Annotated in this window: 21 protein-coding genes and 1 pseudogene; 4 read left to right on the forward strand and 18 right to left on the reverse strand. The window is 71.7% G+C overall.

Annotation, left to right across the window (positions count from 1 at the left end; all coding sequences use genetic code 11):
- Nucleotides 1–18: 18 nt before the first annotated feature.
- Both hisS and KBX63_RS27190 read right to left on the reverse strand, forming a co-directional pair.
- Nucleotides 19–1,347 carry a histidine--tRNA ligase gene (gene hisS, locus KBX63_RS27185; RefSeq protein WP_210916130.1) on the reverse strand — a complete coding sequence of 443 codons (1,329 nt, stop codon included), beginning with the start codon at nt 1,345–1,347 and terminating at the stop codon, nt 19–21.
- A 69-nt stretch (nt 1,348–1,416) separates the two neighbouring features.
- Nucleotides 1,417–2,136 (reverse strand): MBL fold metallo-hydrolase, encoded by a 720-nt coding sequence (locus tag KBX63_RS27190; RefSeq protein ID WP_210916133.1) that lies wholly within the window; start codon nt 2,134–2,136, stop codon nt 1,417–1,419.
- 266 nt (nt 2,137–2,402) lie between these two features.
- Between KBX63_RS27190 and KBX63_RS27195 the strand changes: the two genes are divergently transcribed.
- Together KBX63_RS27195 and KBX63_RS27200 are read left to right on the forward strand one after the other, a co-directional pair.
- On the forward strand, nt 2,403–3,287 hold the full coding sequence (locus KBX63_RS27195; RefSeq protein ID WP_210916134.1) for a peptidylprolyl isomerase: 885 nt from the start codon (nt 2,403–2,405) through the stop codon (nt 3,285–3,287).
- A 60-nt stretch (nt 3,288–3,347) separates the two neighbouring features.
- Nucleotides 3,348–4,187 (forward strand): peptidylprolyl isomerase, encoded by an 840-nt coding sequence (locus tag KBX63_RS27200; protein ID WP_210916135.1) that lies wholly within the window; start codon nt 3,348–3,350, stop codon nt 4,185–4,187.
- An 85-nt stretch (nt 4,188–4,272) separates the two neighbouring features.
- Here KBX63_RS27200 and KBX63_RS27205 read toward each other — a convergent pair whose 3' ends face one another.
- From KBX63_RS27205 to ruvC, 8 genes are all read right to left on the reverse strand, one after another.
- On the reverse strand, nt 4,273–6,795 hold the full coding sequence (locus tag KBX63_RS27205; protein ID WP_374102272.1) for a bifunctional (p)ppGpp synthetase/guanosine-3',5'-bis(diphosphate) 3'-pyrophosphohydrolase: 2,523 nt from the start codon (nt 6,793–6,795) through the stop codon (nt 4,273–4,275).
- Nucleotides 6,796–6,964: 169 nt separating this feature from the next.
- Nucleotides 6,965–7,531, reverse strand: coding sequence for an adenine phosphoribosyltransferase (locus KBX63_RS27210; protein WP_210916136.1), 567 nt, complete (start codon nt 7,529–7,531; stop codon nt 6,965–6,967).
- Between the two features lie 101 nt (nt 7,532–7,632).
- Entirely contained in the window at nt 7,633–8,826 is a 1,194-nt protein-coding gene (secF, locus tag KBX63_RS27215) for a protein translocase subunit SecF (protein ID WP_210916137.1), read from the reverse strand.
- A gap of 1 nt (nt 8,827) precedes the next feature.
- Complete coding sequence (secD, locus tag KBX63_RS27220; protein WP_210916139.1) at nt 8,828–10,744, reverse strand: protein translocase subunit SecD; 1,917 nt, start codon at nt 10,742–10,744, stop codon at nt 8,828–8,830.
- Between the two features lie 278 nt (nt 10,745–11,022).
- Entirely contained in the window at nt 11,023–11,361 is a 339-nt protein-coding gene (gene yajC / locus KBX63_RS27225; RefSeq protein WP_210916142.1) for a preprotein translocase subunit YajC, read from the reverse strand.
- A gap of 140 nt (nt 11,362–11,501) precedes the next feature.
- On the reverse strand, nt 11,502–12,569 hold the full coding sequence (ruvB, locus tag KBX63_RS27230; protein WP_210916146.1) for a Holliday junction branch migration DNA helicase RuvB: 1,068 nt from the start codon (nt 12,567–12,569) through the stop codon (nt 11,502–11,504).
- Between the two features lie 55 nt (nt 12,570–12,624).
- On the reverse strand, nt 12,625–13,227 hold the full coding sequence (ruvA, locus tag KBX63_RS27235; protein WP_210916149.1) for a Holliday junction branch migration protein RuvA: 603 nt from the start codon (nt 13,225–13,227) through the stop codon (nt 12,625–12,627).
- Nucleotides 13,224–13,751 carry a crossover junction endodeoxyribonuclease RuvC gene (ruvC, locus tag KBX63_RS27240; RefSeq protein ID WP_074318534.1) on the reverse strand — a complete coding sequence of 176 codons (528 nt, stop codon included), beginning with the start codon at nt 13,749–13,751 and terminating at the stop codon, nt 13,224–13,226. The genes ruvA and ruvC overlap by 4 nt, the downstream gene beginning before the upstream one ends.
- Before the next feature lie 271 nt (nt 13,752–14,022).
- Between ruvC and KBX63_RS27245 the strand changes: the two genes are divergently transcribed.
- Both KBX63_RS27245 and KBX63_RS27250 read left to right on the forward strand, forming a co-directional pair.
- The gene (locus tag KBX63_RS27245; protein ID WP_210916152.1) at nt 14,023–14,805 is read left to right on the forward strand and encodes a 3-hydroxybutyrate dehydrogenase; all 783 of its coding nucleotides are present in this window, start codon (nt 14,023–14,025) and stop codon (nt 14,803–14,805) included.
- A 14-nt stretch (nt 14,806–14,819) separates the two neighbouring features.
- Nucleotides 14,820–16,739 (forward strand): helix-turn-helix domain-containing protein, encoded by a 1,920-nt coding sequence (locus KBX63_RS27250; RefSeq protein ID WP_210916154.1) that lies wholly within the window; start codon nt 14,820–14,822, stop codon nt 16,737–16,739.
- Nucleotides 16,740–16,861: 122 nt separating this feature from the next.
- On the opposite strand, the gene KBX63_RS27255 is transcribed toward KBX63_RS27250, so the two are convergent.
- The 8 genes and pseudogenes from KBX63_RS27255 to KBX63_RS27290 all read right to left on the reverse strand — a co-directional run bounded on the left by KBX63_RS27255 (nt 16,862) and on the right by KBX63_RS27290 (nt 24,713).
- Complete coding sequence (locus tag KBX63_RS27255; protein WP_210916156.1) at nt 16,862–17,470, reverse strand: TetR/AcrR family transcriptional regulator; 609 nt, start codon at nt 17,468–17,470, stop codon at nt 16,862–16,864.
- An 11-nt stretch (nt 17,471–17,481) separates the two neighbouring features.
- Nucleotides 17,482–19,050 carry an MFS transporter gene (locus KBX63_RS27260; protein WP_210916157.1) on the reverse strand — a complete coding sequence of 523 codons (1,569 nt, stop codon included), beginning with the start codon at nt 19,048–19,050 and terminating at the stop codon, nt 17,482–17,484.
- Between the two features lie 307 nt (nt 19,051–19,357).
- On the reverse strand, nt 19,358–19,987 hold the full coding sequence (locus tag KBX63_RS27265; protein WP_307871864.1) for a transcriptional regulator: 630 nt from the start codon (nt 19,985–19,987) through the stop codon (nt 19,358–19,360).
- A gap of 77 nt (nt 19,988–20,064) precedes the next feature.
- On the reverse strand, nt 20,065–21,078 hold the full coding sequence (locus KBX63_RS27270; RefSeq protein ID WP_210916158.1) for a branched-chain amino acid ABC transporter permease: 1,014 nt from the start codon (nt 21,076–21,078) through the stop codon (nt 20,065–20,067).
- On the reverse strand, nt 21,075–21,956 hold the full coding sequence (locus KBX63_RS27275; protein WP_210916159.1) for a branched-chain amino acid ABC transporter permease: 882 nt from the start codon (nt 21,954–21,956) through the stop codon (nt 21,075–21,077). The genes KBX63_RS27270 and KBX63_RS27275 overlap by 4 nt, the downstream gene beginning before the upstream one ends.
- Before the next feature lie 12 nt (nt 21,957–21,968).
- Nucleotides 21,969–23,221: pseudogene (locus KBX63_RS27280) on the reverse strand (ABC transporter substrate-binding protein).
- A 51-nt stretch (nt 23,222–23,272) separates the two neighbouring features.
- Complete coding sequence (locus KBX63_RS27285; RefSeq protein WP_074318527.1) at nt 23,273–23,965, reverse strand: ABC transporter ATP-binding protein; 693 nt, start codon at nt 23,963–23,965, stop codon at nt 23,273–23,275.
- Nucleotides 23,952–24,713, reverse strand: a complete 762-nt coding sequence (locus KBX63_RS27290) for an ABC transporter ATP-binding protein (protein WP_210916160.1) — start codon at nt 24,711–24,713, stop codon at nt 23,952–23,954. The genes KBX63_RS27285 and KBX63_RS27290 overlap by 14 nt, the downstream gene beginning before the upstream one ends.
- Between the last annotated feature and the right edge of the window lie 211 nt (nt 24,714–24,924).

Here is a 24,924-nt window from a genome sequence, read left to right on the forward strand (position 1 = left end):
TACGCGCCAGTAGAGCGCTCAGCCAACCGCCGGTTTCAGGTCCTGCCGGGGCGGCATCCACTCCCCCGCACTGGCCGTGACCTGCTCGCCGGAGCGGATGTCCTTCACCTCGTCCGGCGCCTCGTCGGCACCAGGAAACCAGACGTACGGAATGCCGCGCCGCTCGGCGTAGCGGATCTGCTTGCCGAACTTCGCCGCGCTCGGCGACACCTCGGTCGGCACCCCACGCCCCCGCAGCGCCTCGGCCACCCGGTTGCTGGCCGCGCGCCGCTCCTCGCTGGTCACCGCGACCAGCACGGCGGTCGGCACCTCGCGGGAGATCGACAGCTCGCCCGCGCCGAAGAGCAGGCCGAGCAGCCGGGTCACGCCGATCGAGATCCCCACCCCCGGGTACGAGGTGGCGCCGGCACTGGCCAGGTTGTCGTACCGGCCGCCGGAGCAGATCGAGCCGAACCGCTCGTAGCCGCGCAGCTGGGTCTCGTAGACCGTGCCGGTGTAGTAATCCAGGCCCCGGGCGATGCGCAGGTCCGCCACGCAGAGGCCGGGCGCGTGCTCGGCGGCCGTCTCCACCACCCGGACCAGCTCCTCGATGCCCTCGGTCAGCAGCGGGTCGTCGACCCCGAGCGCGCGCACCGCGTCGGCGAACGAGGCGTCCGGAGCGGAGATCTCGGCCAGCGCCAGGCAGGCCTTGGCCTGTGCCTCGCTCGCCCCGGCGGTCTGCGCCAGCAGCTCGGCCACCTTCGCCGGACCGATCTTGTCGAGCTTGTCCACCGCGCGCAGCACCGCCTCCGGATCGGTCAGCCCGATGCCCCGGTAGAAGCCCTCGCAGATCTTGCGGTTGTTGACCTGGATCGTCACCGGCGGGATCGGCAGCGCGCGCAGCGCGTCCCCGATCACCAGCGGCATCTCCGCCTCGTGGTGCGGGGCCAGAGTGTCCCGGTCGACGATGTCGATGTCGGCCTGGACGAACTCCCGGTAGCGCCCCTCCTGCGGCCGCTCACCCCGCCACACCTTCTGGATCTGGTAGCGGCGGAACGGGAAGGCCAGCTTGCCGGCGTTCTCCAGCACGTACCGGGCGAACGGCACGGTCAGGTCGAAGTGCAGGCCGAGCTGGTCGTCGCTGCTCGCGCCCTCGGCATCGGCGTGCAGCCGCCGGATCACGTAGACCTCCTTCGAGGTCTCGCCCTTGCGCAGCAGCTGGTCCAGCGGCTCCACCGCGCGCGTCTCCAGCGGGGCGAAACCGTACAGCTCGAAGGTGGCCCGGATCCGGTCGAGCACGAACTGCTCGACCATCCGCTGGCCGGGGGTCCACTCCGGGAAGCCGGAGATGGGCGTGGGCTTGCTCATCGGAGTACTCCTTGCGGTCCCGCGTCACGGCGCGGTGCGGTCGTGGGTCCGCGCGCGGCGCGGACTGTTCTAGAGGCCCCGGGTGGGCGCCGTCGGCCGGCCGCCGCCGACCTGCGCCACCTCGATCAGGTACGGGTTGCTGGCGCGCTCACGGCCGATGGTGGTGCTGGGGCCGTGGCCGGGCAGCACGACGGTGTCGTCGGCCAGCGGGAGGATCTTGTCGCGCAGGCTGGTGAGCATCGCCGGCATGCTGCCGCCGGGCAGGTCGGTGCGGCCGATCGAGCCGGCGAAGAGCACGTCGCCGGAGAGGCACAGCTCGTCGGCCTCCCAGCCCGACCCGGCACCGGGCAGCCGGAACAGCACCGACCCGCCGGTATGGCCCGGGGCATGGTCGACGGCGATCTCCAGACCGGCCAGCGCGAGGGTGGCGCCGTCGGTCAGCTCCGCCACGTCCTCCGGCTCGGTGTAGCTCAACCGGCCGCCGAAGAGCGAGGTCAGGTCGGTCGAGAGACCCTTGGCGGGGTCGGCCAGCATCTCCCGGTCGCCGGGGTGGACGTACGCGGTGATGCCGCGGGCACCGCAGACCGGCGCGACCGAGAAGGTGTGGTCGAGGTGGCCGTGGGTGAGCAGCACGGCGGCCGGGTGCAGGCGGTGCTCGGCGAGCAGGGCGTCGAGCTGGTCGAGCACCCCGATGCCGGGGTCGACCACCACGCACTGCTCCCCCGGCGCCGTGGCCACCACGTAGCAGTTGGTGCCGAAGGCGTCCGCGGGAAAGCCGGCCACGAGCACGGGCGCTGTCCTTCCGTCGAGCTGTCGTCCTGCCCAGCAGCCTAACCGGCGGGACGAGCGGGTTTGCCGCGTCCGTCCCACCTGCCCCGCCGGGCACAGTGACATCGCCCGATAAGGGCTGCTGGCGGTGGGGTGGACCTCGTACACCACATTCCCAGTCGCTAGCCGTACACTCTGGCGGGCGTGTGGCGCGGCACACGTGACGCCCGGACGGGCCGGGACGCCCGGCCGCCGGCGACGACCAGGTAGAGGAAAGGGGAGCACGGGTGGCTTCCAGCAGGGACCGGCAGCGCAAACTGGCGCGGGCCAAGCTCGACCGGCAGTTGGCCCGCCGGGCCGCTACCGTGCGGCGCCGTCGGCAGATCCAGGCCGGCGTCGGCGCCTTCCTGGTCCTCGCGGTGATCGTGGCCGGCTCGGCGTGGGCGCTGGGCGCGTTCGACTCCGACCCGAAGCAGAACACGGCAGCGGAGGACACCTGCCTCTGGACGCCGCAGGACGCGACGGCCAACACCAACCTCAAGGACGTCGGCAAACCGGAGACGAAGGGCCTGCCCACCGACGGCACCCGGGCGATGACCGTGACCACCAACCAGGGCGCGCCGATCACCGCCGAGCTGAGCCTGACCAACTCCCCGTGTGCCGCGGCGAGCATCGCCCACCTGGCGAGCCGGTCGTTCTACGACAACACCAAGTGCCACGAGATCACCGCCGACGGCGCCCTGCGCTGCGGCGACCCCAGCGGCACCGGCCTCGGTGGGCCCACCTACTCGTTCTACGACGAGGACGTGCCGACCGTGCCGTCGGCGTCGCCGTCGGCCAGTCCGGCGCCCGGCCAGCCGCCCACGTACCCGAAGGGGACCGTGGCGATGATCTCCAACCCGCCGGGCAGCAACGGCAGCCAGTTCCTGATCTTCTTCAAGGACTTCACCACCACCGACCCGAAGTACCCGGTGATCGGCCGGGTGACCGGCGGGCTCGACGTGGTGGAGAAGATCGGTGCCCTGCCGACCGTGGACAATGGGACGGGGGCCAAGGTCAAGCCCAAGACCGACGTGGTGATCCAGAGCCTCACCGTTGGTGAGCCGGTCACCGCCGCGGCACCGTCGCCGTCGGCCTCCGGAGCCCCGGCCAGCAGCCCGAGCGCCGGCTGACCGGTGGCCCCCACCCCACCCGAGCGGCACCCAGCAGCAGACAGCCAGGAGGATCCAGGCGTGACGTCCACCAGAGAGCGGCAGCGCGCGGCGGCACGCGCCCGGCTCGAGAAGGAGATGGCCGAGCGCGCGGCCAAGGCCCGCAAGCGCCGGCAGACGCAGGCGATCATCGGCGCGGCCGCCGCGCTGGTGCTTGTGGTCGCCGGCACCGTCTGGCTGGCGATGAGCCTCGGCGGCGACGACGACGAGACCGACACCGCCGCCCAGGCGCCCGGCGCGTCCGAGTGCGTCTACAACGAGCTGCCCGCCGACCAGCGGAGCCCGCAGATCAAGGACGTCGGGCTGCCGAGCAACCAGCAGTCCGGCACCGGTGTGCAGACCATGACGATCACCACCAACCTCGGCCCGATCACGGCCAAGGTCGACCGGTCGCTGGTGCCGTGCACGGCGGGCAGCTTCACCCACCTCGCGGAGAAGAACTTCTTCGACAACACCAAGTGCCACCGCATGGTGACCGAGGGCATCAAGGTGCTGCAGTGCGGTGACCCGAGCGCCACCGGCAAGGGCTGGCGCGACAGCGACGGCACGGGCGGCCCGACCTACCGGCTGCCCGAGGAGAACCTGCCCACCGACAAGCGCCCGCCGTACCCGGAGGGCGTCATCGCGATGGCCAACTCGGGCCAGCCGGGCAGCACCGGCAGCCAGTTCTTCATCGTCTACGGCGACTCGCCGCTGGACCCCGCGTACACCGTGCTGGGCACCATCACCGGTGGCCTGGACCTCGTCAAGGACGTGGCCGCGGCCGGCGACGACGGGGCGTTCGCCCCGCAGCCCGGCGGTGGCCACCCGAAGAAGGAGGTCGTGATCACCGACCTCACGATGAGCGCGCCGCAGGGCTGACGCCCGAGGAGACGACGAAGCGCCCGCCGGCTGAGCCGGCGGGCGCTTTTCGTGTGTCCGGGGACGGGGTACGCGCCGCGGGCGGTCAGGCGCCGGAGGTGACCCGGTAGGCGTCGAAGACGCCGTCGACCTTGCGGACCGTGGCCAGCAGGTGGCCCAGGTGCTTCGGGTCGGCCATCTCGAAGCTGAACCGGCTCACCGCCACCCGGTCCCGGGTGGTGGTGACGGTGGCGGAGAGGATGTTGACCCGCTCGTCGGAGAGCACCCGGGTGACGTCGGCCAGCAGCTTGTGCCGGTCCAGAGCCTCCACCTGGATGGCCACCAGGAACGTCGAGGCGGAGGTCAGCTTCCAGCTCACCTCGACCACCCGCTCGCTCTGGGCACGCAGGTCCTCGGCGTTGGCGCAGTCGTCGCGGTGCACGCTCACCCCACCGGAGCGGGTGACGAAGCCGAACACCGAATCCGGCGGCACCGGGGTGCAGCAGCGGGCCAGCTTGATCCAGACGTCGCTGACGCCCCGGACCACCACGCCGGGATCGCTGCTGCTCTGCCGGCTGCGCGGCGGCCGGGTGGCGACGGCGGTCTCGGCGATGTCCTCCGCCGCGCCCTCCTCGCCGCCGTACGCGGCCATCAGCTTCTGCACCACCGACTGCGCGGAGACCTGGCTGTCGCCGACCGCCGCGTAGAGCGAGGCCACGTCGGCCAGGTGCAGATCGCGGGCGATCGACATCAGCGCGTCCGAGGTGAGCATCCGCTGCAACGGCATGCCCTGCTTGCGCATCGCCTTGACGATCGCGTCCTTGCCGGCCTCGATCGCCTCCTCGCGCCGCTCCTTGTTGAAGTACTGCCGGATCTTCGTGCGCGCCCGCGGGCTCTTGACGAAGCCCAGCCAGTCCTGTGTGGGGCCGGCCGTCTCGGACTTCGACGTGAAGATCTCGATCACGTCGCCGTTGGACAGCGTCGACTCCAGCGGCACCAGCTTGCCGTTGACCCGCGCGCCGATGCACTTGTGCCCCACCTCGGTGTGCACCGCGTACGAGAAGTCCACCGGCGTCGACCCGGTCGGCAGCGGGATGACGTCACCCTTCGGGGTGAAGACGTACACCTCCTGGCTGGACAGGTCGAAGCGCAGCGCGTCCAGGAACTCGCTCGGGTCGGCCGCCTCACGCTGCCAGTCCAGCAACTGCCGCAGCCAGGTCATCTCGTCGATGTGCGCCGGCGGGCCGACGATCTGAGTGCCCTTGTGCTCCTTGTACTTCCAGTGCGCGGCGATGCCGAACTCCGCGGTGCGGTGCATCGCGTAGGTGCGGATCTGCATCTCCACCGGCTTGCCGGTGGGCCCGATGACCGTCGTGTGCAACGACTGGTACATGTTGAACTTGGGCATGGCGATGTAGTCCTTGAACCGACCCGGCACCGGCTGCCAGTTGGCGTGGATCACGCCCAGCGCGGCGTAGCAGTCCCGAACCGTGTCGACCAGGATGCGCACACCGACCAGGTCGTAGATGTCGTTGAAGTCGCGACCCCGCACGATCATCTTCTGGTAGATCGAGTAGAGGTGCTTCGGCCGGCCGGTGGTCTCCGCCTTGATCTTGGCGGCCTTGAGGTCGGTCTGCACCTTCTGCGTCACCTGCCGCAGCAGCGCCTCGCGCTGCGGCTGGTGCTCGCCGATCAGCCGGTTGATCTCCTCGTAGCGCTTCGGGAACAGCGTGCCGAAGGAGAGATCCTCCAGCTCCCACTTAATCGTGTTCATACCCAGCCGGTGGGCCAGCGGGGCCAGGATCTCCAGCGTCTCCTTGGCCTTCTGCTCCTGCTTGGGGCGGGGCAGGAAGGTCAGGGTGCGCATGTTGTGCAGCCGGTCGGCCAGCTTGATCACCAGCACCCGCGGGTCCTTGGCCATGGCCACGACCATCTTGCGGATCGTCTCGGCCTTGGCCGCGTCGCCAAGCTTGACCTTGTCCAGCTTGGTGACGCCGTCGACCAGCAGGGCGACCTCGCCGCCGAAGTCGGCGCGCATCTGGTCGAGGGTGTACTCGGTGTCCTCGATGGTGTCGTGCAGCAGCGCGGCGACCAGCGTGGTGGTGTCCATCCCCAGGTTGCCCAGGATCGTGGCCACCGCCAGCGGGTGGGTGATGTACGGGTCGCCGGACTTGCGGTACTGGCCGGAGTGCCACCGCGCGGCCGTGTCGAAGGCGCGCTGGAGCAGCCGGGCGTCGGCCTTGGGGTGGTTGTCACGGTGGCTCGCGATGAGCGGCTCCAGCACCTCGCTGACCTGCGAGGTCTGCCACGGTGCGTTGAACCGCGCGAGCCGGGCCCGGACCCGCCGGCCGGTGGGCGCGTTGGACAGCCCGAAGCCGCCGCTCGGCAGCGGGTCGAGGCCGGCGTCGGTCGGGAACGGGACCACGACCCCGTCGGCGCCGGGGGCCGCCTCAGCGTCCGACGCCGCGCCGGTCGGACGCGCCGCGCCTTCGGCCGGAGCCTTGCCGGAACCGTTGCCGGCGCCCGTCACCCTGGTCGGCGCGTTACCGTTCCGCTCCGTCACCGAGCCGTCAGCGTCGCCTGTCGGGTACACCGTGCCCTCCACCGGAGGGACGACATCGTGGGACACCGGCCTCCTCACCGCTCGCCGGAACACACCAGCCGTACGTCGGCCGGCCTGGTCTCGCGCCGCCGGACGGCGTACCGCCGGCGTCAGCAAAGGGCAATGCTACCCGCACGGACGGTCCCCTGCCGCTCCACCGGACGGTCGGCGCCCGGTCCGCCCGACGGGTCGGGGCTCAAACGGTCAGCAGGGCATGGACGGGACGCGGGGCCAGCCGCTCCCGGGCACCGAGGAAGGCGAGCTCCAGCAGCACGGTGAAACCGGTGACGGTCCCCCCGGCCCGCTCGACCAGGTCCAGCGTCGCCTCGGCGGTGCCGCCGGTGGCCAGCACGTCGTCGACCACCAGCACCCGGTGCCCGGCGGTGAAGGCGTCCTCGTGCACTTCCAGGGTGGCCTCGCCGTACTCCAGGGCGTAGGAGACCGACTGGGCCGGGCGGGGCAGCTTGCCGGCCTTGCGTACCGGCACCACGCCCACCCCGGCCGCGTACGCGACGGCCGCCGCGACGACGAACCCGCGTGCCTCGATGCCGACCACGACGTCGAAGCTGTCCCGCCCGTGGTACGCGACGATCCCGTCGGTCACCTCGCGGAACGCCTTACCGTCGGCGAACAGCGGCATCAGGTCCTTGAACATGACACCGGGCTGGGGGAAGTCCGGCACGTCCAGCACCCGGCTGGCCACCAGCCGGGCGGCCTCCGGGCCGCTGTCCCCGCGCGCCGATGTGCTGTGGGTCTCCGTCACGGCTGTTCCGCTTCCTTCCAACGACGACGGCGTCCGGCATGCTCGGACAGCATGCCGGACGCCGTTCGGGTGTTTCCTCCCGGGTCCGCCCCGGGGGCCGCTCAGCGCCGCTTGGCGCCACCCGGCCGGTTACCGCCACCACCGGGGCGACCGCCCCGGGCGCCGGTCGGCCGCTTACCCGCCGGACGGGCGCCCACCTTGGGGGCGGCGCCGGCCAGCGCGGCGGAGTCCGGGTCGACCGGGGTGTCCGCACCGTCGGCCTGGGCCGCGCTCGGGGCACCCTTCGGCGTGGCCTCGCCACGGGACAGCGCGCCCCGGCGGGCCAGCACCCGCTTGTTGTGGGCCTGGATCCGCGGGTCGTAGTTCTTCAGCAGCGCCAGCAGCGGCGTGGCCACCAGGATCGAGGTCAGGAACGCCACCGCCATACCGACGAACAGCACCAGGCCGAGGTCCTTCAGCGTGCCGGCGCCGAGCAGGCCGGCGCCGATGAAGAGCAGACCACCGACGGGCAGCAGGGCGACCACCGAGGTGTTCAGCGACCGCATCAGGCTCTGGTTGACGGCCAGGTTGGCCGCCTCGCCGTACGTCTGGTTGTTGTTGGCGGTGATGCCCCGGGTGTTCTCCTGAACCTTGTCGAAGACCACCACCACGTCGTAGAGCGCGAAGCCCAGGATCGTGAGGAAACCGATGATCGTCGACGGGGTGACCTCGAAGCCGACCAGCGAGTAGATGCCGGCGGTGAGGATCAGGTTCATGAACAGCGAGGAGACCGCGGCGACGGCCATCCGCCACTCGAAGCGCAGGACCAGGTAGACCATCACCAGCGCGATGAAGATGACCAGGCCGAGGACGGCCCGCTCGGTCACCTGGCTGCCCCACGCCTCGCTGACCTGGTTGCCGCTGATCTGATTGGCGTCGATGCCGAGGTCCTCGGCGATCTGGGCCTTGACCGCGTTGGCCTGGTCAGCGCTCAGCTGACCGGTGCGCAGCTCGTAGGAGTCGCCACCGGGACCACCGACCTTCTGTGCGGTGGCCACCTCGATGCCGGTGTTCTCAGCGGCGAGGGCCGAGTTGACCTCCTCCTCGGCCTGCTCGAGGGTGCCGACGCTGGCCGGCACCTGGAACGAGTTGCCGCCGGCGAACTCGATGCCGAGGCTGAACCCACGAATCGAGAAGCTGAGGATGGCGATCAACACCAGGACTCCGGCGACGCCGAACCAGAGCTTGCGCCGGCCGACGACGTTGAGACCGGCCTCGCCGTTGTAGAGGCGGCTCGCCAGACCGTTTTCAGCCATCTCAGGCCTCCTTGGCGCGCGGGTTGCGGGGCTGAGTCTGCTGGGTGCGGGCCGGAAGCGCCCGGCCCAGACCGCTGACCCGCGGGGACAGGAACGCCCGGGTCCGGGCGAACATCGTCATGATCGGGTGCCGGAAGAGGAAGACCACCACCAGGTCCAGCACGGTGGCCAGGCCGAGCGCGAACGCGAAGCCCTTGACCGTGCCGACCGAGACCACGTAGAGCACCACCGCGGAGAGCAGGGTGATCGCGTTGGCCGAGATGATCGTCCGGCGGGCCCGGATCCAGGCACGGGGCACCGCGCTACGCGGGCTGCGGCCCTCCCGGATCTCGTCCTTCAACCGTTCGAAGTAGATGACGAACGAGTCCGCCGCCACACCGAGCGAGACGATCATGCCGGCGATGCCGGCGAGGGTGAGCGTGAAGCCGATCTGCCGGCCGAGCACCACCAGCGCGCCGAAGACCAGCAGCGCGGACAGGATCAGGCTCAGGAAGATCACCGAGCCGAGCAGCCGGTAGTAGAAGAACGCGTAGATGATGACCAGCAGCATGCCGATGCCGGCCGCGAGCAGACCGGCGCGCAGGTGGCTGGCACCCAGCGTGGCGGTGACGTTCTGCTGCTCCTGCTGCTCGAAGGTCACCGGCAGCGCGCCGTAGCGCAGCTGGCTGGCGAGCGCGCTGGCGTCCTTCTGGTTGAAGTTGCCGGTGATCTGGGAGTTGCCGGTCAGCACGCCCTGGATCTCCGGGGAGGAGACGATCTCGTTGTCCAGCACGACGGCCACCCGGCACTTGCCGTCCTGACCCAGCGCGGTCGCGTCGCAGGCCTGGCCCTCGTTGTTGAACGCCTCACGGGTGAGGCCGGTCCACTTGCCCTGGCCGTCGCCGGTGAAGTCCAGGCTGACCACCCAGGCGTTGGTCTGGTCGAGCACCGCGTCGGCGTCGGACACGTCGGTGCCCAGCACCTTGGCCTGGTCGAGCAGGTACTTGGAGGCGCCGTCCTCGCAGGAGACGACCTGCTGCTTCGGGTCGGAGATCGACGCCGGTGGGCGCTTGTCGAGCTGCGCGCAGCCGATCGTCGGCACGTTGAACTGCATCTGCGCCGGCAGCACCGCCACCTCCTGCGGCGACAGCGTGCCGAACGGCTTGAGCTTGTCGGCCAGCGACGGATCGGCGGTCAGGTCCGCCTGGGCCTGCAGTCCGCTGGCGGCCTGCCAGGCGGGAGCGCCGACCTTCTGCTCGACGGCCTTGCGCTGCTCCTCGATGCTGGCCGGCACCGGCTCCTCGCTGGCGCTCGGCGACGGCGCCGCGGCACTCGGCGAGGCCGAGGCCGAGGGGGTCGGCGTGGCGCTGGCGCTGGGCGATGCCGGGGCCATCCCGCCCTGCCCACCGCTCGGCGACGTGGTCACCTTCGGCGCGGCGCTGCCCGACGGGGTCGGCGACGCGCTACCGGACGGGGTCGGGCTGGCACTGCCCGAGGGGGCCGGCGTGGCCGCCGGCGGCGGCACCGCGACCGTTCCGCTGCCGTCTGCGGCCTTGAGCACCTTGCGGAAACGCAGCTCGGCCGCGCTGCCCACGTCGGTGAGGTCCCGGTTTTCACCGGGCAGGGAGATGACGATGTTCCGGTTGCCCTCGGTGACCACCTCGGCCTCGGCAACGCCGAACGCGTTGACCCGGCTCTCGATGATCTGGCGGGCCTCCTCGAGGTTCTCCGCCGTCGGGGGCTGGCCGTCGAGGCTGTTGGTCGCCTCCAGCGTCACCCGGGTGCCGCCGATCAGGTCCAGGCCGAGCCGGGGCTCGAGCCGGTCCTTCAAGCTGCCGCTGGCGCCGGAGAAGAACACCAGAAGATAGAGGACGACGAAGATGAACCCGAGCACGGCGAGCTGCCGCCCGGGGCGCATCTGTCCCTGAGGTGGTGCCACGGTTGTCCTGTCTCCCTGTACGGTCGCGCCGCTGCGCGCGGCGGCGGCGGGTGTCGGGCCGGGGGTCCCGGCCGACGGGTCTGACCTGGGCCGGCGAGGGGCCGACACGATGGCCGGACGCGCCGGCGCGGGACGCCGACGGTCACGGGGACGTGCCGACGCCCGGCGTCGACCCAACTATCCAGTTTTCACGTCACGTCCGCTGCCCCGTCGGGTGCGGCGGCCCCGGGGGCCGTGGGCCGGCCGTACGCCGAACCCACCACTCCCGGGAGGGAGGGTCACTCCTTGACGGTGTCCGCGTCCTCGGTGACCGGCTCGCTCGGCAGCTCCGCGCGGGTGACCACCCGGGCGATGGCCGGCCGCGCGTAGCGGGTCTGGACACCCGGGGCGACCTCGATCAGGACGGTGTCGTCCTCGATGCCGGTGACGGTGCCGTAGAGCCCGCCGATGGTCACAACCTCGTCGCCGGGGCCGAGGTTGGACTGCATCGCCGCCGCCTCGCGGCGGCGCTTCTGCTGGGGCCGGATCATCATGAAGTACATGACACCGAAGAGCAGGGCGATCATCAGGATCGGCGTGAAGCTGCCGGCCCCGCCACCCGCTGCTGCGTAAAGCACGGTTACTGACCTTCCCATTGGCCACCTGCCCGGCACATGGGGTGCCGGAGCGGAGGCGGATTCTCACGTCCTGTACAGATCGCGGCGAAGTCTAATCCCTGCACCTGAGAACACCGAATGCGGTGCAGATCACGTTCACATCACGGCTGATCGGCGTCCAACGAGAACAGATCGGGCGCCGGTGGGACATCCACCCCAAATGTACCATTCGGCGGCGTTCGGCCCAGATGCCGCCAGGCGGCCTCGGTGGCCACCCGGCCGCGCGGGGTACGGGCCAGCAGGCCGGCGCGGACCAGGAACGGCTCGCAGACCTCCTCGACCGTGTCCGGCTGCTCCCCCACCGCCACGGCAAGGGTGGACAGCCCCACCGGGCCACCCTTGAACGAGTCGACCAGCGCGGTCAGCACCGCCCGGTCCAACCGGTCCAGGCCGAGCGCGTCCACGTCGTACACGGTCAGCGCGGCGCGGGCCGTGCCCAGGTTGACCACGCCCTCGGCCCGCACCTCCGCGTAGTCGCGGACCCGGCGCAGCAACCGGTTGGCGATCCGCGGGGTGCCCCGGGACCGGCCGGCGATCTCCGCCGCGCCCTCGGCGGTGATCGGCACACCGAGAATCCGCGCCGAGCGGTGCAACAGCGTCTCCAGATCCGCCGGGGCGTAGAAGTCCAGGTGCGCGACGAAGCCGAACCGGTCCCGCATCGGCCCGGTCAGCAGACCCGACCGCGTGGTCGCCCCGACCAGGGTGAACGGCTCGACGTCCAACGGGATGGCGGTGGCGCCCGGCCCCTTGCCGACCACCACGTCGACCCGGAAGTCCTCCATCGCGCTGTAGAGCAGCTCCTCCGCTGGCCGCGCGATCCGATGGATCTCGTCGATGAACAGCACGTCACCCTCGGCGAGACTGGTCAGGATCGCCGCCAGATCGCCGGAGCGCTCGATCGCCGGGCCGCTGGTCACCCGGATGCCCGCGCCCAGCTCCGCGGCGACGATGTTGGCCAGGCTGGTCTTGCCCAGCCCGGGCGGGCCGGAGAGCAGGATGTGGTCCGGCGGCGAGCCCCGCCGCATGGCGCCCTGCAACAACAGGTCGAGCTGATCGCGGACCCGGTCCTGGGCGATGAACTCGGCCAGCCGCCTGGGCCGCACCGTGGCCTCGGCGTCCCGGTCGGCGTCACTGACGTACGCCGAGACGAGCCCTTCGGTCTCGCTCACAGCGCCATCCTCATTCGCGACTGCGGGGCTCGCAAACCCGGCTCACTCCTCGCGCTCATCGGGTACGGCCCAGCAGGCGGATGGCCTGCCTGAGGAGGACCGGCACGGGCGGGGTCTCGCCGTCGACGGTCTCCGCCACCGCGGCCACCGCCTGGTCGGCCTGTCCGGCCGTCCAGCCCAGCCCGACCAGCGCCTGGCGGACCTGCTCGGGCCAGCTGCCGCCGGTCACCCCGGCCGCGCCGTCGGCGCCGATCGGCACCGGGCCGATCCGGTCGCGCAGCTCCAGCACCAGCCGCTCGGCGCCCTTCTTGCCGATCCCGGGCACCCGGGTCAGCGCGGCGGTGTCGGCGTTGGCGATCGCCTTGCGCACCGCGTCCGGGGTGTGCACGGCCAGCACCGCCTGGGCCAGCCGCGGGCCGACCCCGCTGGCGGTCTGGAGCAGCTCGAACAGCGCCTTGGCGTCGTCGTCGGCGAAGCCGTAGAGGGTCAGCGAATCCTCCCGGACGACCAGGCTGGTGGCAAGCCGGGCGCTCTGGCCGACCCGCAGCTCGGCGAGCGTCCCGGGGGCGCAGTGCACGGCCAGGCCGACCCCGCCGACCTCGATCACGGCCTGGTCCGGACCTGTCGCGGTCACCGTGCCGCGCACGCTGGCGATCATCGAGCCCCTCCTCGTCGTGCCCGGTCGGCCGCCGCGGCCAGCTTGGAGCGGGTCCCGCCGCGCCACACGTGGCAGATGGCCAGGGCGAGCGCGTCGGCGGCGTCGGCCGGCTTCGGCGGCTCGGCCAGCCGCAGCAGCCGGGTCACCATGGCCGTCATCTGCGCCTTGTCGGCCTGACCGGAGCCGGTCACCGCCGCCTTCACCTCGCTCGGGGTGTACGTCTGCACCGGCAGCCCGGCGCGCGCCCCGGCCAGCACGGCGATGCCGCTGGCCTGCGCGGTGCCCATCACCGTGCGGACGTTGTGCTGGCTGAACACCCGCTCGACGGCGACGCTCTCCGGTTGGTGTTCGGCGACCAGGTCGGTCAGCGACCGGTCCAGGTGCAGCAACCGCAGCGACAGATCGTCGGCCGGGTCGGTGTAGACCACGTAGTAGGCGATCAGGGTGCAGGGCCGCCCCGGCACGCCCTCGACCACGCCCACCCCGCACCGGGTGAGCCCCGGGTCGACACCGAGAACCCGCACGCCGCCCCCTCCCACCCGTCAGCAGTACGTGTGTTCGACACCTTACTGCCCGCCCTCCCACCCGCCCCAACAGACACGCCAGCCCCTGTCGATCATGGAGTTGTGATGGGTCACAGAGGCCGCGAAAGCCCGCTGATCGGGCACCACGACTCCATGATCGACGAGAGCGGCCGGGGGACCTGCCTCGCGCGGGGGGCCACACAGACTTGGTGTGGGATATGTGTTGCCGGAACATGTGCCCGGGGCCACACAGCTCGTAACTTCTTGCGCCATGACGGCAGAACCCGTGGCGGTCCCCCACGTCGTACAGGTCGACCTCGCCGGTCGGACCGCCCTGGTCACCGGGGGCGGCAGCGGCATCGGGCGGGCGTGCGCCCTGCGGCTGGGCGCGGCCGGCGCCAAGGTGCTCGTGCTGGACCGCAACCTGGAGGCGGCCAAGGCGGTGGCCGCCGAGGCCGGTGGCCGGGCCGAGGGTGTGGACCTGGCCGACGCCGTCGCGGTGGACCGCCTCGACGTGGACGTGGACATCGTGGTGAACAACGCCGGGCTCCAGCACGTGGCGCCGGTGCAGGACTTTCCCGTGGAGCGATTCGAGTACATCCAGCGGGTGATGGTCGAGGCGCCGTTCCTGATCATCCGCCGCGCGCTGCCGCACATGTACGCGCGTGGTTGGGGCCGGATCGTCAACATCTCCTCGGTGCACGGGCTGCGGGCGTCGCCGTACAAGGCGGCCTACGTCTCGGCGAAGCACGCGCTGGAGGGGTTGTCGAAGGTGGTGGCGCTGGAGGGTGCGGCGCACGGCGTGACCGCCAACTGCATCAACCCGGCGTACGTGCGCACCGCGCTGGTGGAGAGCCAGATCGCCGACCAGGCGGCCAGCCACGGCATCGGCGAGGCCGAGGTGATCGAGAAGATCATGCTGGCCCGGGCCGCGATCAAGCGGTTGATCGAACCGGAGGAGGTGGCGGAGCTGTTGGCGTACCTCTGTTCGCCGCCGGCGGCCTTCATCACCGGCGCGTCGATCGCGCTCGACGGGGGCTGGACGGCCAACTAGTGGGGCTGAGCACAATGTCGACCATGTCGTCGCCGGTGGAGTTCCTGGAACTGCTCGCCCGCGAGGCCGCGGCGGTCGAGTTCGAGGGACCGCTGGTGGCCGCGCGGGCTGCCGGGCTGCCCGCCGACCGGCTGGCCGAGCTGGAGCAGGCGAAGACGGTGGCGCTGCGGGTCCGCGCGCTGCTGGAGCGCCGGCGCCGCCGGGAGACTGAGCTGTCCGGCCTGTACGACACGGTCAGCGACCTGGCCGGGCTGCGCGACCTGGACGACGTGCTGCGGGCGATCGTGCACCGGGCCCGCAACCTGCTCGGCGCCGACGTGGCCTACATGACGCTCAACGACGACGAGCGCGGCGACACCTACATGCGGGTGACCGACGGGTCGGTCTCGGCCCGCTTCCAGCGACTGCGGCTGCCGATGGGCGCCGGCCTCGGCGGCCTGGTGGCCCAGTCCGGCGCGCCGTACGTCACCGCCAACTACGGCGAGGACGAGCGCTTCCACCACACCGGCGAGATCGACGCCGGGGTCGGCGAGGAGGGCCTGGTGGCGATCCTCGGGGTGCCGCTGCGGCTCGGCTCCACCTCGATCGGGGTGCTCTACTCGGCCAACCGCTCGGCCCGGCCGTTCGCCCGGGAGGAGGTGGCGCTGCTGGTCTCCCTCGCCGCGCACGCAGCCGTGGCGATCGACACCGCCCGGCTGCTGGCCGAGACCCGCTCGGCGCTGGCCGAGCTGTCGGCGGCGAACACCACCATCCGGGCGCACAGCAGCTCGGTGGAGCGGGCCGCGGCGGCGCACGACCGGATGACCGCGCTGGTGCTGCGCGGCGGCGGGGTGGAGGACGTGGCGGCCGCGGTGACCGAGGTGCTGGACGGCGCGCTTTTGGCGCTGGACGCCGAGGGGCGGCTGCTGGCCCGCGTCGGCGAGATCGACGAGCCGGACCGGGCGGACATCGTCGAGGCGGTGGCCGCGTCCCGGACGGAGGGGCGCAGCGTGCGCCGGGGCCCGCTCTGGTACGCGGCGGTGGTGGCGGGCGCGGAGAACCTGGGCGCCCTGGTGCTGCGCCCGGACGACGAGCTGGTCGACGCCGACCAGCGGATTCTGGAGCGGGCCGCGCTGGTGACCGCTCTGCTGCTGTTGTTCCGGCGCACGGTCGCGGAGGCGGAGGGTCGGGTTCGCGGCGAGCTGCTGGACGACCTGATCGCCCGGCCGCTGCGGGACACCGACGCGCTGCGCAGCCGCGCCCGCCGCCTCGGGGTGGATCTGGACGCCCCGCACGTGCTGGTGGCGGTGGGCGACGACGCGATCGCGGCCACCGGGTCGGCCCGGCAGCGGGTGCTCTCCTGGGCCACCACGTACGCCTCGGCGCGGGGTGGGCTGGCGGCGGCGCGCGACGGTCGGGTGGTGCTGATGCTGCCCGGGCGGGACGCCGGCGGCAGTGCCCGCTCGGTGGCCCGGGACCTGTCCCGGGTGACCGGCCGGCCGGTGACCGCCGGGGCGAGCGGCCCGTCGGCCGGGCCGGCGACGCTGGCCGGCACGTTCCACGAGGCGGACCGCTGCCTCACCGCGCTGGGCGCGCTGGGCCGCTCCGGCCAGGGGGCGAGCACGGCGGAGCTGGGCTTCGTCGGGTTGCTGCTGGGCACGGTCGGTGACCGGGGCGAGAAGGACGTGGCCCAGTTCCTCACCGCCACCGTCGGGCCGGTGCTCGACTACGACGCCCGGCGGGGCACGGCGCTGGTGAAGACGCTGGAGGCGTACTTCGGGGTGGGCGGCAGCCTGGCCCGCGCCGCCGAGCAGCTGCACGTGCACGTCAACACGGTGACCCAGCGGTTGGAGCGGGTCGGGCAGCTGCTCGGCGCCGACTGGCAGAAGCCCGAGCGGGCGCTGGAGGTGCAGCTGGCACTGCGCCTGCACCGGCTGCGCGCGCCGGCCGGCTGACCACCGGCCGCCCACCCCCACCGCGTCGATCTAGGGCAGATCGCCGCTCCTTGATCTCCAACAACAACGATATTTCCTAGATCGACGCGATTGGGGGCGGGCGGCGGGCGGGCGGGGGCGGGTCAGGGGGTCTGGATGCCTGCCAGGACGGTGTCGACGACCTGCCCCGGCAGGGTCTGCTCGTCCAGCACCGGGTTCCATTGCAGCACCCGCTGGATCAGCATCGGCCCGGTCAGGAGCGCCATCGTCACCTCCAGGTCGATGTCCGGCCGGAGCAGGCCCTCGCTGATGCCGCGCCGCAACACCTCGCGCATCAGCTGCCGGCGCGGGGCGATGATGTTCTGGTAGAGCTGGAACTGGTCGGGGCTGCGGTTCACCGCGGGCACCAGGCAGGGCATGATCTTCGCGGCCCGCGGGTCGACGTTCTTCCCGATCGCGCCGACGAGCAGTACCAGGTCATCGCGGACGGAGTGCCCCTCCGGCTGCGGCAGGATGCCCTTGAGCCGGCGCAGCGCGTCCAGCAGCAGTGCGTCCTTGCCGGCCCAGCGGCGGTAGATGGTGGCCTTGCCGACCCCGGCGCGGGCGGCGATCGCCTCGATCGAGAGCGCCTCGATGGTGCTGCCCTCGGCGAGCAGGTCGAGGGTGGCCTCGACGATCGCCTCATCGGCGCGGAGGCTCCGCGGTCGCCCGGGCGACCGCGGAGCATCGGCAGTGGACGTCATGTCGGACATTGTCCCCGAACCTAGGCCGTCCCGGCCAACTCGGGCTCGGCGACCGGCGCCGCCGGCGCGTCCGCCACGGCCTCCCGGCCGGGCATCCAGCGCAGCACCACCAGGATGCCGAGCGCGGCGACCACCGCGGAGAGCGCCGCCGCCCAGTGCATGGCGGTGACGAAGGCGTCGTTGGCCGCCGAGATCAGCGCCGGCCCCGCCGGGCCGAGCTGCCCGGCCGCCGCGTACGCCCCGGAGATCGACTCGTTGGCCGCGTCACGGGCCTGCGCGGGAAGGCCGGTCAACGCGCCGTCCACGTCGGCCCGGTAGACCGCGGAGAGCACCGAGCCGAGGACCGCCACGCCGAGCGCACCGGCAACCTGGCGGACGGTGTTGCTGACCGCGGAGCCCACGCCGGCCTTCTCGCGGGGCAGCGCCGACATGATCGACTCGGTTGCCGGCGGCATGATGTTGGCCATTCCGACGCCCTGGAAGAAGAAGACGACCAGCACGACCCAGATCGGGGTGGACGCGCCGATGAAAGCGAAGGCGGCCAGTGCCCCCGCGGTCAGCGCCAGCCCGACGGTCGCGACCGCCCGGCCGCCGTAGCGGCGGACCATGGCGGCGCTGCGGGGCGCGAAGATCAGCTGGGCGCCGGCGAAGGGCAGGAAGAGCAGGCCGGTCTGCAGCGGGCTGTAGTCGCGTACCAGTTGCAGGTAGAACGAGCTGAAGAACATCACGCCCATCGCGGCGAAGAACACCAGGCCGACGATGGCCACCGGCGCGGCGAACCGGGGCAGGCGGAACAGCCGGACGTCCAGCGACGGGTGGTCGCTGCGCCGCTCGTGCTGCACGAACCAGGCCAGCACCGCCAGGCCGACCAGGATCGAGCCCCAGGCCACCGGTCGGCCGAAGCCGTGCTCGCCGCCGTCGATGATGCCGTAGGAGAGGGCGACCAGGCCGACCACGGAGAGCAGGACGCCGAGCACGTCGACCCGGCCCGGGCGCGGGTCGCGCGATTCGGGGACCAGCAGGGCGACCAGGACCACGCCGGCGACGACCACCGGCACGTTGATCAGGAAGACCGAGCCCCACCAGAAGTGCTCCAGCAGCGCGCCGCCGAGGATCGGGCCGATCGCCACCGCGAGCCCGACCGCCCCGGCCCAGACGCCGATGGCGCGGCCACGCTCACGCGGGTCGAAGACGTTGGAGATGATCGACAGCGTCACCGGCATGATGGCCGCGCCGCCGACCCCCATCAGGGCGCGGGCCGCGATCAGCTGGGCGGGGCTCTGGGCGTACGCGGAGAGCAGCGACGCCAGGCCGAACAGCGCCAGCCCGATCATCAGGAAGCGCTTGCGGCCGGCGCGGTCGCCGAGCACCCCGAAGGTGAACAGCAGCCCGGCGAAGACCAGCGTGTAGGAGTTGATGGCCCACTCCAGCTGGCCCTGGCTGGCGCCGAGGCCGTGCACCGGGTCGGCCAGCGTACGCAGGGCGACGTTGAGGATCGTGTTGTCGAGGACGACGACGAGGAGGCTGATCACCAGCACCCCCAGGATCGCCCACCTCCTCGGATGTCCGGTGTTGTCGTGCAGCTCCATGCGCCGGTTCTCCCCCCGGTTCACCCGCAGCGCAATACGATACGGGCCAGACTCGTAACTGCGGACAGACTACGACCGGCATTAACGATACGGAACCGATCCGTATCGTATGTGGTCGGCGTCACGCCCATTCGGGCGCCCACTTCCGCCATCCGCGGTCGGCATCAGAACCGGCGGCGGCACTCGCTGCCGCCTTTGCTCTGCTTCAACCCGCGCAACGGTTGTGGGCCGTGAGTGTTGCGTCGGTTGAAGCAGAGCAAAGGGTGGGGGCTGACCATCGGCTCCTTCGCTGGCGAGCGTGACGCAATCAGCCTGGTCGCGGGGCGGCCAGGCAGGCGGCCACGGCGGCCGGCAGCGTGCGCAGGTGGGCCGCCGGCGCGGTGAGCGGCTCGATCCAGCCGGGCCCGGCGCCGTACACCCGCAGCAGCGGGAAGTCCCGGGCGAAGCGCACCAGGCGGTACGCGCGGCCGGTGACGGGCGTCTGCGACCAGAGCACGACGATGCTCGGGCGGGCCCGGTACACCGCGCTGGTCAGCGCGGCCCACGGCAGCGCTGGGCCGAGATGCAGGCACCCATGACCCTGCTCGCGCAGCGCGGCGGCGAGCGCGTCAAGGCCGAGGCAGTGCGCCTCCCGCTCGGCGCCGGCCAGCAGCACCCCGCCGGTTCGCAGCGACCGCCCCGGCTCCCGCCGGTACACGTCCAGCCCGACCCGCACGCCCACACAGAGAGCGTGCTCGACGGCGATCTCGCCGGCGCCCCCCGTCAGCCGGGCCAGCAGCGGCTGGCAGACCTGCTCCCAGAGCGCCGGCACACCCCACTCTCCGGCCAGCTCCAGCATCATCGTGGCGACACGGTTGCCGTCCAGGTCCTCGGCCGCCAGCGAGACCAGCTTGTGCGCGATCTCCACGGCCTCCGCCGGCATCGGATCGGTCAGCACCAGACGTACCCCCGGGTAGTTTTCCCTACCCCGGGGTACGCCACGAGGGCGCGCGGCGGATGCGCCCGCGCGGAGATTTACCGGCGGCGCGCCACCAGCCGGCGGGCCAGCGCGGCGGCGCTGCCCCAGATGCCGCGCCGGAACAACACCACGACCAGGACGAAGATGCCGCCGGTGACCAGGCCGATCGCCTCGAACCCGGAGAACGAGAGCCAGTCCTCCAGCCGGACCACGATCCCGGCGCCGAGCACGCCACCCCAGAGGGTGCCGATCCCGCCGAGCACCACCACGATGACCGCCTTGCCGGAGGTGGTCCAGTGCAGCACGTCCAACGAGACGAACCGGTGGCCGACCGCGAACAGCCCGCCGCCGAGACCGGCGATGAACCCGGAGAGCACGAACGCGGTGAGCTTGTAGCGGTGCACCGGGTAGCCCAGCGCTCGGGCCCGGGCCGGGTTGTCCCGGATGCCGACCAGCACCCGGCCGAACGGCGAGTGCACGATCCGCCAGGCGGCGGCCAGCCCGAGCAGCACGATCGGCAGGATCGCGTAGTAGAAGTAGTAGTCGTCGGTGAGGTCCCAGCCGAACAGCTCGCGGGGCACCCCCTGCAGGCCGTTCTCGCCCTGCGTCACCGAGCGCCACTCGTTGGCGACGTAGTAGACCATCTGCGCGAAGGCCAGCGTCACCATGGCGAAGTAGATGCCGGTCCGCTTGACCGCCAGGTAGCCGATCGGCACCGCCAGCACGGCCGCGGCCAGCGCCCCGGCCAGCACCGCGAGCGGGAACGGCAGGCCGGCGTGGATCGCCACCAACCCGGTGACGTACGCCGAGGTGCCCCAGAACGCGGCGTGCCCGAACGACATCAGCCCGGTGAAGCCGAGCAGCAGGTCCACCGCGACGGCGAACAGCGCCCAGCAGAGGATGTCCACCGCAACCGCCGGATAGAGGCCGTTGGGCAGCCAGGCCGCGGCGGCCAGCCCGACGGCGAGCAGCGCGTACCGAACCCAACCGGGGGCACGGGCCACGGCGACCAGCCCGGACGGCGGCGTGGCTCGGGGTACGTCGGCCGGGGTGTCCACGGTGCTGGTCATGCCGGCGCCTCCTCACGACCGAACAGGCCGGCCGGGCGCCAGAGCAGCACGACGGCCATCACGATGAAGACGATCGTCTGCGACACGATCGGGAAGTTGGACAGGTAAGCCTCGCCCCACGCCTGGACCAGGCCGATGCCGAAGCCGGCGGCGACCGAGCCGAAGATCGAGCCCAGCCCGCCGATCACCACCACCGCGAAGACCACGATGATCAGGTCCGCGCCCATCAGCGGGTTGACCGCGCGCATCGGCGCGGCCAGCACACCGGCCAGCCCGGCCAGCCCGATGCCGAAGCCGAAGACCGGGGTCACCCAGCGTCCGACGTCGATACCGAACGCCCGGGTCAGGTCGGGCCGCTCGGTGGCGGCGCGGACCACCATGCCGATCCGGGTCCGGGTGAGCACCCACCACACGGCAACGCAGAGCAGCAGCGCGAAACCGAGGATGAACACCCGGTAGGTCGGGAAGTCGAAGAGTCCGAAGTTCACCGTCCCGCTCAACAGCGACGGGGTGGCGTACGGGCTGGACTGCACGCCGTAGCGCAACTTCACCAGGTCCTGCAGGATCAGCGTCAGGCCGAAGGTGAGCAGGAAGTTGTAGAGCGGGTCGAGCCGGGTCAACCGGTGGATCACCGCGCGTTCCAGCGCCATGCCCAGCAGACCCAGCCCCACCGGCATGATCACCAGGGCCGCCCAGAACGGCACGCCCGCCTCGGTGAGCAGTACGTACGCGCCGAACGCGCCGAGCATGTAGAACGCGCCGTGGGCGAAGTTGACCACCCGCAGCATGCCGAAGATGACCGCGAGCCCGAGGGCGAGCAGGGCGTAGAACGCCCCGCTCACCAACCCGTTGAACGTGTTCTGCGCGAATCCGCTCACAGCGTCACACGCTCACAGCTTGCAGTCAGCGGAAGGCGCGCGGAACGCCAGTCCGCGGCGGGGATCGTCTTGAGCACCTTGACGTAGTCCCACGGCTCGGTCACCTCGGACTGCGGCTTCACCTGGGCCAGGTACGCGTCGTGCACCACCCGGTGGTCCTCGGCGCGGATCTTGCCGTTGCGCAGGAAGACGTCCTCGACCGTCTTGCCCTCCAGGCCCTTGACGACGGCGTCCGCGTCGTCGGTGCCGGCCGCCTGCACCGCCTCCAGGTACTGCAAGGCGGCGGAGTAGTTGGCCGCGTGCGCGAACGTCGGCCGGGTGCCGGCCTTCTGCTGGAACCGGTCGGCGAACTCCCGGTTCTTCGCGTCGAAGTTCCAGTACCAGGCGTCGGTGTAGGTGGTACCGGCCAGCGCGGCCGGGGTGAGCGAGTGGATGTCGGTGAGGAACATCAGCCCCACCGCCAGGCCGACGCCCTTGTCGCGCAGCTTGAACTCGTTGTACTGCTTCACCACGTTGACCAGCTCCGCGCCGGCCTGCATCGTGCCGAGCACGTCCGGCTTCGGGGTCAGCGTCGGCGCCTTGAGCAGGAAGGTGGAGAAGTCGCCGCTGGTGTTCGGGAACGGCGCGCCGTCCTTGCCGACGACCTTCCCGCCGGCCGCCGTGATCGCGGTGGAGAAGCTCTTCTCCATGTCCTGACCGAAGGCGTAGTTCGGGTACAGGATGTACCAGTTCTTGCCGATCTGCTCGGTCGTGGTCTTCCCGGTGCCATTGGCCAGCATGTACGTGTCGTAGGCGTAGTGGAAGGTGTACTTGTTGCAGCTCTTGCCGGTCAGGTCGGTGGTCGCCGCCCCGATGTTGAAGTAGAGCTTCTTCTTCTCCTTCGCCACGTCGGCGACCTTCAACGCCGCCGACGAGGTGGGCACGTCCAGGATCAGGTCGACGCCCTTGCGGTCGTACATCTCCTGGGCCTTGGAGTTGGCCACGTCCGGCTTGTTCTGGTGATCGGCGGTCTCCACGGTGATGTCCTTGGTCACCGCCTTGTCGCCGTACTTGGCGGTGAAGTCGGCGATGGCCATCTCCACCGCCGTGACCGAGTTCTTCCCGGACAGCTCCGAATACGCCCCGGACTGGTCGTTGAGCACGCCCAGCACGATCTTGTCGCCGGTCAGCTTCTGGTCGCCGCCCGACTGGGGTCCACCGCCGCCGCAACCGGCGACCAGCACCACCGCGGCCGACGCCGCGGCCACACCCACCGTCCTGCGCATGCTCACTCCATCCATTCCGCGCCTCATCGCGCGGGTCGTCGTTGAGACAATTCAGATCCCGAGGTACGCCAGCAGCTCGCGTTCCCGCGAGCGCACCTCGGAGTTGTCCATCGCCTCGGCGACGCGTCCCTCGGCCAGCAGGTAGTGCCGGTCGGCGACGCCGGTGGCGAAGTGCAGGTTCTGTTCGACCAGCAGCACGGTCACCCCGTGCCGCTTGGCTTCCCGCAGCAGGTCACCGACCTGCTGCACCAACAGTGGAGAGAGCCCCTCGGTGGGCTCGTCACAGAGCAGCAGCCGGGCGCCCATCCGCAGCACCCGGGCCAGCGCGAGCATCTGCTGCTCACCGCCGGAGAGCATGGTGGCCGCGGAGTCGCGCCGGGAGTAGAGGGCTGGGAACGCCTCGTACACGCGCTCCAGCGACCACGGGTCCGGGCCGACCCGGGGCGGCAGGGTGAGGTTCTCGGTCACGGTCAGCGTGGCGTAGCTGCCCCGGTCGTCGGGCACCCAGCCCAGCCCGAGCCGGGCACGCCGGTGCGCCGGCAGCTTCCCGACGTCCCGCCCGTCCAACTCGACCGTGCCGCGCTGGCCGGAGTGCAGCCCCATCACGCAGCGCAGCAGGGTGGACTTGCCGGCGCCGTTGCGCCCGACCAGGGTGACCACCTCGCCGGCGGCGACCTCCAGGCTGACGTCCCGCAGCACCTGCGCCTCGCCGTACCAGGCGGACAGGTTCTCAATGCGCAGCATCAGCGGCTCCCAGGTAGGCGGTGATCACGCGCTCGTCCGCGCGGACCTGCTCGTACGGGCCTTCGACGAGGACCTTGCCGGCCTGGAGCACGGTGACGGTGTCGGCGAGCCGGCCGACCACGCTCATGTTGTGCTCGACCATCACCACGGTCCGGCCCTGGCGGACCCGGCTGATCAGCTCGACGGTGCGGTCGACGTCCTCCAGCCCCATCCCGGCGGTCGGCTCGTCGAGCAGCAGCACCTTCGGGTCCAGCGCCAGGGCGATGGCCAGCTCCAGGGCCCGCTTGCGGCCGTACGCCAGCGCCTCGGAGGGGGCGTCCGCCAGCTCGGCCAGCCCCACCATGGCCAGCAGTTCGTCGGCCCGCTCGGTGTAACGGCCCATCAGCTTCGCCGAGCGCCAGAACCGCCAGCCCAGCCCGCTGGACGACTGGAGGGCCAGCGCGACGTGCTCACGGGCGGACAGCTGCGGAAAGAGGCTGGTGATCTGGAACGAGCGGGCCACGCCGAGCCGGGCGACCTGCTCCGGTGGCAGCCCGGTGACATCCCGCCCGGCCAGCTCGATCCGCCCGCCGCTGGGCCGCAGGAAACCGGTGAGCAGGTTGAACAGGGTGGTCTTGCCGGCGCCGTTGGGGCCGACCAGCGCGTGCACACTCTCCGGCGCGACGTCGAGATCGACGTCGTCGACCGCCCGGAAGCCCCGGAAGTCTCGGGTCAGCCCACGGGCCGACAGGAGCGCTTGCCCGGTCATCGCCTCATCCTCCGCAGGGTCGCGGCGACGTCCGATCGGTGACCGCGGTCACAGGGCCGTCGCGTGGAGGAAACCTACGGCCGGCCCTGCGAGTCGAGCCATGTCGATGGCATCCATATTCAGCCGGCAGGAGACGTGTGCGGACCCCACTCCCCGACGTAACCGACTTGACCGAGCCCCCTAATTTAATGATCCACACAGCCCATCGAAA

The organism is Micromonospora sp. U21 (genome assembly GCF_018070045.1).
In the GTDB taxonomy this organism is placed as follows: Bacteria; Actinomycetota; Actinomycetes; order Mycobacteriales; family Micromonosporaceae; genus Micromonospora.